Source organism: Streptomyces sp. NPDC005899, from assembly GCF_040629645.1.
Classification (GTDB): Bacteria; Actinomycetota; Actinomycetes; order Streptomycetales; family Streptomycetaceae; genus Streptomyces.
On the sequence record NZ_JBEXWB010000412.1, the window covers coordinates 1 to 5069 of the forward strand.

The following is a 5069-nucleotide window of genomic DNA, read 5'->3' on the forward strand; positions in this document are numbered from 1 at the left end:
GTTTCGCGGACCGGGGCCCGGAACCCGTGCCCGTCGCCGCCCCGGTGCCCCGCTCCGTGCCGCCCGCCCCCGCGCCGCCGTCCACCGGACCGCGCGGCCCGGGCACGGCGGCCCCGGCCACCGCCGCCCCGTCACGCCGCAGGAGCAACGCACCCGCCACGCACACGAGCGCCGCCAGCACGAAGCCGTACGGGGGCGTCGCACCCGAGGGCGCGGTCTCGTAGACGAGCGCCGCCGACAGCACGACCACCGTGTTCCGGGCCCGGCCCTCGCACGCGGTGGCGGCGAGCACGACCGTGCCCCAGAGCAGGTACCACGGCTGCACCATCGGTGAGAGGGCGACCAGGACCAGCAGCGCCACCCCCAGGGCGTGCACCGGTTCCGTGCGCCCGGCCGCCGCGCGCCACGCCAGGCGGGCGATCAGCGCGAGGGCGGCCGCCAGTCCGAGGTGCTGCACGAGGGTTCCGACCGGTTCCGGGTCGGTGCCCGCGACCAGCCGGGCCAGGTGTCCCAGCCCCAGGCCGAGGTCGCTGCTGAGGGACAGGGCGGTGTGGATGCGCCCCGCGACGCCCTGGGTGCCCAGCCAGCCGAACCCCGTCCCCCCGAGCAGGGACGCCCCCAGGGCCACCACGACGGCGACCAGGCCGGGGGCCAGCAGCCCCTTGGCCACCCGGCGCGCGAGAGGACCGGTCGCGGCCCCGCCCACCAGCACACCGACGAAGAGCAGCGCCAGCGCCGCCGGTGACTTCACCGTCATCGCGAGCCCGATGAGCGCGGAGCCGGCGACCCACCGCCCCCGCAGGGCGAGGACGACGCCCGCCAGCATCAGAGCGGCCATCAGACCGTCGTTGTGGACCCCTCCCACCACGTGCACCAGCAGCAGGGGGTTCAGGGCGCCGAGCCACAGCGCGGCGCTCTCGCTGCGGCCGTGCTCCCGGGCCAGCTGCCGCAGGGAGAGGACGACGAGTGCGAGCGCGCCCAGCGCGATGAGCCGCATCCCCAGGACCGCGGGGACGATCGTCCCGCCGGTCGCCCACGCCACCCCCCGCGCGAGGACGAGGAAGAACGGTCCGTACGGCGCGGGCGTATCGGTCCAGTGCCCTCCGACACTCGCCGCGGCGTCCCCGCCGGGGCCGGCGGGGTCGAGGACCGACGGGCCCACGCTGTAGACGTCATGGCCTTCGAGGACCATCGCCCCCTGGGCGATGTAGCTGTACACGTCCGCGCTGTGGAGCGGCGGTGCCAGGACGAGCGGCGCCGCCCACCAGGCCAGCGTGACGAGGGTGTGGCGGACGGAGGCGCCCGCCCGGCCGTACAGCCACCAGGCCACGACGAGCAGCGTCAGGCCGCCGTACGCCAGCGCGTGACCGGCGGCGCTCACCAGGGGCCCGTGGGGGACCCAGAGTCCCCACGGGTCGTGGGCCGGGAGCGTGCCGACGGCCCAGCCGCCCAGGGCCGTGGCCGCCGATCCCGCCGCGCCCAGCCGGCGGTATCCGCCGGCGCTCCATGCCCCCTTTGCCCGCATGGCCGAAACCTATCGCAGCGGGTTCGGGGCACGGATCGCGGGACCGGGGGCTGAGGCCGGGCGGGCCGGCCGCGGTCAGGCCTTCGGGGCGACCTTCGAGAGCCCGTTGATGATGCGGTCCATCGCGTCCCCGCCGGTCGGGTCGGTGAGGTTGGCGAGCATCTTCAGGGTGAACTTCATCAGCACGGGGTGCGTCAGGCCGCGCTGGGTCGCGATCTTCATGACCTTCGGGTTGCCGATCATCTTCACGAAGGCGCGGCCCAGCGTGTAGTAGCCGCCGTAGGTGTCCTTGAGGACCTTCGGGTAGGCGTGCAGGGCCAGTTCGCGCTGGGCGGGAGTCGCGCGCGCGTGGGCCTGGACGATGACGTCCGCGGCGAGCTGCCCGGACTCCATGGCGTACGCGATGCCTTCGCCGTTGAACGGGTTCACCAGGCCGCCCGCGTCCCCGACGAGCAGCAGGCCCTTGGTGTAGTGCGGCTGGCGGTTGAAGGCCATCGGGAGGGCGGCGCCCCGGATGGGCGCCGTCATGTTCTCCGGGGTGTAGCCCCAGTCCTCGGGCATCGAGGCGCACCAGGCCTTGAGGACCTCGCGCCAGTCGAGCTCCCTGAAGGCGGACGAGGAGTTGAGGATGCCGAGGCCGACGTTGGACGTGCCGTCGCCCATGCCGAAGATCCAGCCGTAGCCGGGCAGCAGGCGGTCCTCGGCGCCGCGCCGGTCCCACAGCTCCAGCCAGGACTCCAGGTAGTCGTCGTCGTGGCGGGGCGAGGTGAAGTAGGTGCGGACGGCCACGCCCATGGGGCGGTCCTCGCGGCGATGCAGGCCCATGGCGAGGGACAGCCGGGTGGAGTTGCCGTCGGCGGCGACGACGAGGGGGGCGTGGAAGGTGACCGGGGTCTTCTCCTCGCCGAGCTTGGCGTGGACGCCGGTGATGCGGCCGGTGCGTTCGTCCCTGACCGGTTCGCCGACGTTGCAGCGCTCGTACAGCCGGGCGCCCGCCTTCTGCGCCTGCCGGGCCAGCTGCTCGTCGAAGTCGTCGCGCTTGCGCACCAGTCCGTAGTCCGGGTACGAGGCGAGTTCCGGCCAGTCCAGCTGGAGGCGGACGCCGCCGCCGATGATGCGCAGTCCCTTGTTGCGCAGCCAGCCCGCCTCTTCGGAGATGTCGATCCCCATGGAGACGAGCTGCTTGGTGGCGCGCGGGGTGAGACCGTCGCCGCAGACCTTCTCCCGGGGGAAGGCCGTCTTCTCCAGCAGGAGGACGTCGAGTCCGGCCTTGGCGAGGTGGTACGCGGTCGTCGAGCCGGCTGGGCCCGCTCCGACGACGATCACGTCCGCGCTGTGCTCGGAGAGGGGCTCGGTCACGGTCGGATCTCCCGAAGACTCGAATTCGCGTGCCGCGCGGCACATGTCGCGTGCAGTCTATGGGTGCCTGCTGATCCGTTACCGAAGGGCTCCCCGATGTCGCTCGCGCCCCCCGCCGCCCCGTCCGTCCACCTGCGTGTCCCGACCGACGAGGACACCCTGGCCTGGCACCGCGTGTTCGGCGACCCGGAGGTGATGGAGTTCCACGGCGGCCGGCCGGCCGAGTACTCGGTGTACGAGGAGCTGACCGCCCGGCAGCGACGGCACGACGCCGAGCTGGGTTACTGCCTGTGGACGCTGACCGACGACACGGGGCGGGTGCTCGGTTTCACGGGCGCCCAGCCGTGGCCGCACACGTCCTTCGGCCCGGTCGGCGCCACCGAGATCGGGTGGCGGCTGGGCCGGACCGCGTGGGGGCACGGATACGCCACCGCCGCGGCCCGCGCCACGCTGGAGCGGGTACGGGCCGCCGGCGTCGCCGAGGTCGTCGCGATGATCGACGCGCGCAACGAGCGTTCCCTGGCGGTCGCCCGGCGGCTCGGCATGCGCCGGGCGGAGACGTACACGACCCCGGTGACACGGCGGGAGGCGTACTGCTTCCGGCTGGAGCTGTGAGGGGCGCCCGCGCCGCCCGGGCCGGTGCGGGTCCCGGGCTCAGGCGCGCACGCCCCGGTGCAGTGCCACCACGCCGCCGGTGAGGTCCCGCCAGCCGACCCGGGACCAGCCGGCCTTCTGCAGCAGGCCCGCGAGGCCGGCCTGGTCGGGCCAGGCGCGGATCGACTCTGCGAGGTAGACGTACGCGTCCGGGTTGCTGCACACCGTGCGGGCGACCGGTGGCAGCGCCCGCATCAGGTACTCCGTGTAGACGCGGCGGAAGGGCGCCCAGGTCGGCTGCGAGAACTCGCAGATGACGATCCGGCCGCCGGGCTTGGTCACCCGGTACAGCTCGCGCAGCGCCTGGTCGGTGTCCTGGATGTTCCGCAGCCCGAAGGAGATCGTGACGGCGTCGAAGGTCTCGTCCTTGAACGGGAGCCTGGTGCCGTCGCCAGCGGTGAACGGCATCCACGGGTGCCGCTCCTTGCCGACCCGCAGCATGCCGATCGAGAAGTCGCACGGCACCACGTAGGCGCCGGCCCGCGCGAACGGCTGCGAGGAGGTGGCGGTTCCGGCGGCCAGGTCGAGGATCTTCTGCGCCGGGCGGGCGTCGACGGCCCGGGCGACCTCCTTGCGCCAGCGCCGGGCCTGCCCGAGGGAGATCACATCGTTGGTGAGGTCGTAGTTCGCCGCGACGTCGTCGAACATCGAGGCGACTTCGTGCGGCTGCTTTTCCAGGGATGCTCGGGTCACCCGTCCATTGTGCCGGTCGCACCCCGGCGGGGGCCGGGCAGGACCGTGCGTGGCGCGTTCCCCGGCCCGTACGCGGCCCCCGCCGGGGCCGGCGGCTCCGGGCGGGTGGCGCCTGCACGGCCAGGCGGGCCCGCCCCGCGCCGGTGGCGGCCTCGATCCATTCCTGTTCCGCCTTCAACCTTTCCGGCTCCGTTCCCCTCTGTAAGGAAGAAAGGAAGAGGGGGACGGCACCGCCGGCCCCTGGGACGGGCGGTGGAGGGGGAGGGTGTGCGCGCGGACGGGAAGAGGGTTGTCACGGACGGCGGCGGCGGCGACCTGGGAACGTACGCGCCGGCCGGGCGGCCGACGGCGCGCCCACCGGGAGGACCGTCGACTCCCCCGCCGGTACGTGCCGGGTGGCGACCCGGCTCGCACCGCCGTGTCACCGCCCGACGGTACGGTGGTCCGGACCTACCCACCCGGCCGGGCAACTCGCAGGCCGGCACGGGGACTTCCGCCGCCGTCCGGCTCGGGGACAACGATGTCCCCCCGGGTCCGCCCGCCACCTCCACCGACGAAGGCACCGGGGGTTCCCGGAAGTCGCGGTGCCCCGCCTGTAGCGGTCACGCCGTCCAGGCCGGCCCGGGGACGGTCGGCGCGCGAGCCCGGAGAACCGCAGTGGTACGCCGACGGCGTCCCGTACCGAGGAGTGGAATGAACCGTGCCGGCTGAGCAGCACACCCCCGGCGGAGCGCCGGGCCGTCCGGGAGCGGCACCGGCGCCCCGGCTCCACGGCACCGTCCGCCACGAGCACGGCCCCTGGGGAGTGCGGGCACCGGCCGACGGTGCCCCGGGCGCG

The 5069-nt window shown here is 74.5% G+C and carries 4 protein-coding genes; 1 reads left to right on the forward strand and 3 read right to left on the reverse strand.

What is annotated here, in order from left to right; translation table 11 throughout:
• A partial coding sequence (mptB, locus tag ABZ371_RS28800; RefSeq protein ID WP_358684975.1) for a polyprenol phosphomannose-dependent alpha 1,6 mannosyltransferase MptB occupies positions 1–1525 on the reverse strand: 1525 nt, incomplete at its 3' end.
• A gap of 75 nt (positions 1526–1600) precedes the next feature.
• Positions 1601–2884, reverse strand: coding sequence for a geranylgeranyl reductase family protein (locus ABZ371_RS28805; RefSeq protein WP_358684978.1), 1284 nt, complete (start codon positions 2882–2884; stop codon positions 1601–1603).
• A 96-nt stretch (positions 2885–2980) separates the two neighbouring features.
• On the opposite strand from ABZ371_RS28805, the gene ABZ371_RS28810 reads away from it, so the two are divergent.
• A complete protein-coding gene (locus tag ABZ371_RS28810; RefSeq protein ID WP_358684980.1) occupies positions 2981–3499 on the forward strand; it encodes a GNAT family N-acetyltransferase in 519 nt (172 codons plus the stop codon).
• A 39-nt stretch (positions 3500–3538) separates the two neighbouring features.
• On the opposite strand, the gene ABZ371_RS28815 is transcribed toward ABZ371_RS28810, so the two are convergent.
• Positions 3539–4231, reverse strand: coding sequence for a demethylmenaquinone methyltransferase (locus ABZ371_RS28815; RefSeq protein ID WP_358684983.1), 693 nt, complete (start codon positions 4229–4231; stop codon positions 3539–3541).
• Positions 4232–5069: the final 838 nt, after the last annotated feature.